The 4828-nt window shown below is 70.4% G+C and carries 5 protein-coding genes; 2 read left to right on the top strand and 3 right to left on the bottom strand.

What is annotated here, in order from left to right:
- Positions 1-117 precede the first annotated feature (117 nt).
- Complete coding sequence (locus tag ACFV0G_RS20060) at positions 118-801, bottom strand: alpha/beta fold hydrolase (RefSeq protein WP_380549255.1); 684 nt, start codon at positions 799-801, stop codon at positions 118-120.
- 438 nt (positions 802-1239) lie between these two features.
- Here ACFV0G_RS20060 and ACFV0G_RS20065 point away from each other — a divergent pair, with 438 nt between their 5' ends.
- Positions 1240-1719, top strand: coding sequence for a DUF1622 domain-containing protein (locus ACFV0G_RS20065; protein ID WP_380549258.1), 480 nt, complete (start codon positions 1240-1242; stop codon positions 1717-1719).
- Between the two features lie 24 nt (positions 1720-1743).
- Here ACFV0G_RS20065 and ACFV0G_RS20070 read toward each other — a convergent pair whose 3' ends face one another.
- Both ACFV0G_RS20070 and ACFV0G_RS20075 read right to left on the bottom strand, forming a co-directional pair.
- Entirely contained in the window at positions 1744-2778 is a 1035-nt protein-coding gene (locus ACFV0G_RS20070) for a DUF4331 family protein (RefSeq protein WP_380549261.1), read from the bottom strand.
- Between the two features lie 85 nt (positions 2779-2863).
- A complete protein-coding gene (locus ACFV0G_RS20075; RefSeq protein WP_380549264.1) occupies positions 2864-3277 on the bottom strand; it encodes a cupin domain-containing protein in 414 nt (137 codons plus the stop codon).
- A gap of 725 nt (positions 3278-4002) precedes the next feature.
- Between ACFV0G_RS20075 and ACFV0G_RS20080 the strand changes: the two genes are divergently transcribed.
- Positions 4003-4722, top strand: coding sequence for a G1 family glutamic endopeptidase (locus tag ACFV0G_RS20080; protein WP_380549267.1), 720 nt, complete (start codon positions 4003-4005; stop codon positions 4720-4722).
- Positions 4723-4828: the final 106 nt, after the last annotated feature.

Here is a 4828-nt window from a genome sequence, read left to right on the forward strand (position 1 = left end):
CGGCCGCCGCAGCACGCGCACGCGCGCCGCTGCTCCTCGCGCCTCGGCGCAGTGGCGCTGCCGGATCAGTAGCCCTGGCCGGCCCGCACGAGCAACGAGACACCCCCGTCCTTGGCCCTAATCCAGGGTCTTCGCAGCGTTGCGGATCACGTCGAGGACAGCGTCGGGCTGAGAGAGCATCGGAACGTGGCTGCTGTCGAGGCTGACGGTCGTGGCCTTCATCCGTTCGGCGGAGGCGCGCTCCCGGTCCGGATTCACCGTGCGGTCCTGAGTGCCCACGATGAACCAACTCGGCTTCTGTCGCCAGGCGTTGCCGGGTACCTGCTGATCGAAGAGGTCCGCGACCGGCGCGGTCGCGGTCGCCAGCACGACCTTCTGTTCCTCCTGCGACAGGTCGCCGCAGAAGTGGCCGATGCCGGACTCCTTGAGGTAGATGCGGTTGTCGGCGACCTCGAGGTGGTCGAAGACCGGCGAGGCCGGAAACGCGCCGAGGTGCTGGGTCGAGGTCTCGTCGTCGTCCGGGGCGAGCGCACAGATGTACACCAGAGCGCCTACCCGGTCGTGCACGCCCGCCTTGGTGATGAGCGTGCCGCCGTAGGAGTGGCCCACGAGGACGACCGGGCCGGGCACGTGGTTGATCGCGCGGGTGACGCAGGCGACGTCGCCCTCGAGCGAGTCGAGACCGTGCTGCGATGCGAAGACCTCGCGGCCCTCGGCCTGGAGCGCGGGGATCAGCTTTGCGAAGCACGAGCCATCTGCCCACAAGCCGTGGGCAAATACGATGCTTGCCTTGCCAGCCATACTTTCCTCTTTCCTTGGTATCGGGAGTGATGAGGATCCGCTTTGCCGGTTATGCCCCACTTTAGGGTGAGGGTGATGGGCGCCGCTTGCGCGACGCGTTCAGCGGCTGCGCTGGGTAGGTGCTCCAGCGCCCGGCGTTGGTGGCGGAGAGCCTCCTGCGTCCCGAGCCCGACGGCGGCCTGAGCGGCGCCACCCTGCGGATCGGCATCGAGGGGATGTTCGACAAGGTCGGGACGAGGGTCGCTGCACAACCGACGCCGGCACCGCATCGAACTCCGCGCCGGTGCGAAGTGCCTCCTTCACGGCCGGCGGGGCGAGCACTGGCCGATTCTGTCGGCGCGTGAGACTTTCCACTGAGGGGGGCTTCGGCTGTACGGATGCGGACGTCACCACGGAGGACCGCCGGATGGGCACTGCTGCAGTTCCCCGGTTGCCGCGATGAGCGCGGAGAGCGCCCTGGAGGACGCCCTCGGGGTCATCGTTCCCGTTGTGGAGGCGTGCGGCGCCGTCGTGATCGCCTTCGGGGCGGTGTTCTCCTTCATCCGGCTCATCACGCTCACCCTGCGCGGGGCCGGTTCGGAGTCCTTCGTGTCGGTGCGGCTCGGCCTCGGCACCTACCTGGCCCTCGGGCTGGAGTTCCAACTCGCCTCGGACGTGCTGCGCACCGCGGTGTCGCCGACCTTCGAGCAGATCGGGCAGTTGGCGGCCATCGCAGCCATCCGGACGGCACTCAACTACTTCCTGTCCCGGGAGATCGCGGAGGAGCGCCGGCAGGTCGCCGCACAGTCCACCGGCCCCCGGGAGCTCGAGAAGCGCGCCGCCCGGCATACCGGGTACCCGCAGGAAGGCGGTCCTCGGCGTCAGCCGCCCGCCGGCACGGAGGGCGACGGCAGGCAGGAACCGCCCGCCTCCCGGTGAGGCGGGCGGTTCGCGCCGTCACGTTCAGGCGGTCGCTGCAACGTACGGGAACGTGCCCGTCGGCGGATGCGGCACGGAGTCCTTGGTCAGCCCGGCGGTGAGGGCGGTGTTGGTGGCCAGGGAGAACATGACGTCGCAGACGTTGTCCGTCAGCGAGCGGCCGTTCCATCCTGCGAAGCCGAAGACCGCCGGCGTGCCCAGCGTGTAGGGCAGCACGTTGGGGAAGATCCGTTCGGCGACGGTCCTGCCGTACGCGCCGGGATCCTCGGCCGTACCGTGGGCGGCGACTACGGCTGCGGCGGCACCGGCGATCCGGCCGCCGAAGCGGTCGAGGTCGTTGGCGGGTTCGCCGGTGTTCAGCTCCGCCGCGAGATCGTCGTCGTGCTGGGCGAAGATCGGCTGGATCATGGGGACACCGACGCGATTGACAGGGTGCCAGCCGCCTGCGTCGGTGGCCAGGCTCGCGAGCGCCCAGACGCGGATGCGCCCGTCGGCGGCGACGGCCCGCAGGTGCTCGTCGGGAACCTCCAGGACCAGGGCGTGGACCTCGTCGTCTCTGAACGGCTCGTTCGCGGCCTTGGTCCGGTCCCAGCCGGAGAGATCGACCGCGGTCCCCTGCGCGAAGCCGTTGCCCACGGCGCCGAGCACCGTCGCGTCGAGGTAGAAGGGGTCGTGTGCCCGCCCGGCCCACAGGCGAACCCCGCCTTCGCCCGATGCTGCGCTGCCGGTCGTGCCGGTCAGGACGACGGTGCCCTCGGCGGCGGCGTCCACGGCCCGAGCGCCGGTCAGGGACCGTACCTCCACGGACTGAACGCCGTCCGGCGCCGCCTCGCCGAAGGCGACCCGGTAGGTCAACTCGGGGACCAGGTCGCCGTCACCGTCCACGCGGAACTCGTAACGCCCCTGCGGATGGAAGCCTTGCGGAGCGTCCTCGCCGGCGAGGGAGGGGGAGACACTGATCACGAAGACCGTCCCGGTCTCTCCGGAGAACACGTACAGGTCGGCGATGTTCAGGCGCGGGTCGGACCGCGCCTCGGGCGAGTCGAGGTGATGCGACATCCGGGGTATCTCCTGGATCGGATCGAAGCTGGGGCGAGCACCACGACGCGCGGGTCGTCGCAGGGGGCCCTCGGTGCGGATGTGGTCAGACGCCCGGCTGGTTGCCGTACGTGCTGTCCCAGTCGCGGCGTTCCACCGACAGGTCGAAGTCGCCGGGATGCTCCACCGTCACATGGGTCATGGCCGTGTCGGGAGCCGCACCGTGCCAGTGCCATCCGCCGGGAGGGCTGCTCACCACGTCCCCGGCCCTCACCACGTGGACCCCTTTGTCGTCCGCGACGACACCGACGCCGTCCACGATGACCAGGTGCTGGCCGTTGTGGTGCGTGTGCGGGACGGTGCGCGCCCCGGCGGCGAAGTGCACCGCCATCGAGCCCTCCTCGGGGAGCTCGCAGGGCAGCTTCTGGACCTTCACATCGTCCGGGTGGTTGAACAGACCACGGAGATGCTCGGGAACCGGCTGTCCCTTGCTCGCTGACACGGTCTCGAAGGCGTCCACGTACTCTCCCTGGCTAGGCCCTCAGGCGCCCGGCAGTCGCCGGAACGGCAGGAATCTGGGTCGGTCCTCATGCTATGGACGGTGGTCCGGCGCGGGCGCGGCGATGCCACCGCACGGGTGACGGCACCGGCCCTGCCGGTGATCGACACCCGCATCCGATCCACGCCGCCCCGGCATCGCTGCGGCGGAGCCGACCCGCCGCAGAGGATCACAGACCCCATTCCGTTGCGGGTCCTCCAGGGACCGCCGACTGCGCGGCCGCTCCTGCGAGCGTCCGCGTCGGCAGGTTCAGGGCCGGTCGGTCCCGCAGCAGCGGCACTTGAGTGCCGCGGCGGGCAGGTCCTGCGACAGGCAGGCGGGGCACGTCTTGGCCGGTGTCGGGCCACCCGACACGGTCACCCCGCAGCGGGCCTGCACGCGCTCGTGGGGCAGCCGCGCTCTGGATGGATCCCGCCCGAGGTTGTCCGGGTGTGATGCCTTGTGGGAAGACCCGTGCCGGTCTCCGCGAGCGCCGTGCGCACGCGATCGACGAGCGTCGACTTCCGGACTGTTCGTCAACTCGGCTATGTAAAAGATTAGTTTACTGATCACCCTAAATGCGCCGAGGCTCTTGCCGGGACCATGACAGTTCGTCATTCTGTACTGCCGGCCACCCCGGAAGCCGCCCCCACGCGGCCGGGGAGGTTGCCCATGTGCCCCTGATCGCCCCCCACAAAGGAGCCAGCGTGCGCCGATTCCTCGTACGCGTCGCCACCCTCGCGGCCGCAGCAAGCACCCTCGCCATTCCCGTCGCACCAGCCGCCACGGCGGCCGCCCCCGGACTCTCGTTCCGCCCCCTGCACTACAACACCAACGGCTACAACTGGGGCGGCTACGCCGCCACGGGCAGCGGCTTCACATCGGTCTCGGCGACGTGGACCGAAGCGCGGGCGACCTGCAACTCCACCAACAACCTGTACGCACCCTGGGTCGGCATCGACGGATACGGCTCGTCCACCGTCGAGCAGACCGGCGTCGCGACCGACTGCTCCAGCGGAAGCCCCGTGCACCAGGCCTGGTACGAGATGTACCCGGCGAACCCGGTCTACCTGAGCCTCAGCTCGTACCCCGTGTCGGCCGGCGACGTCATCAACGCCTCGGTGACCTACGCCGGGAGCAGCAAGTACACCCTGAAGCTGACGGACTCCACGCGGGGCTGGACCTTCACCACCACCAAGTCCCTCTCTGCGCAGCGCACCAGTGCCGAGGTCATCATCGAGTCGCCGACGGGGTCCTACCCCAACTTCGGAACCCTGAGCTTCTCCTCGGCGACCGTCAACGGGAAGTCCCTCAGCTCCTTCGGCCCCGTCGCGCTCGACCCCAGCGCGAACGGCACCTACGAGGCGCGTACGGGTGCGCTCGGCTCCGGCGGCACCAGCTTCACAGAAACGTTCCTGCACGCGTAACCGGTCCGGGGGGGGGGGGGGGCCGCGCCCCCCCCCCCCGGGGGGGGGGGGGGCGGGGGCGAGGGCCACGCGCCGCGGAGAACCCCCGCGGCGCGCGGGGCCGAGC

It is taken from the genome of Kitasatospora sp. NPDC059571 (assembly GCF_042735675.1).
Lineage (GTDB): Bacteria > Actinomycetota > Actinomycetes > Streptomycetales > Streptomycetaceae > Kitasatospora.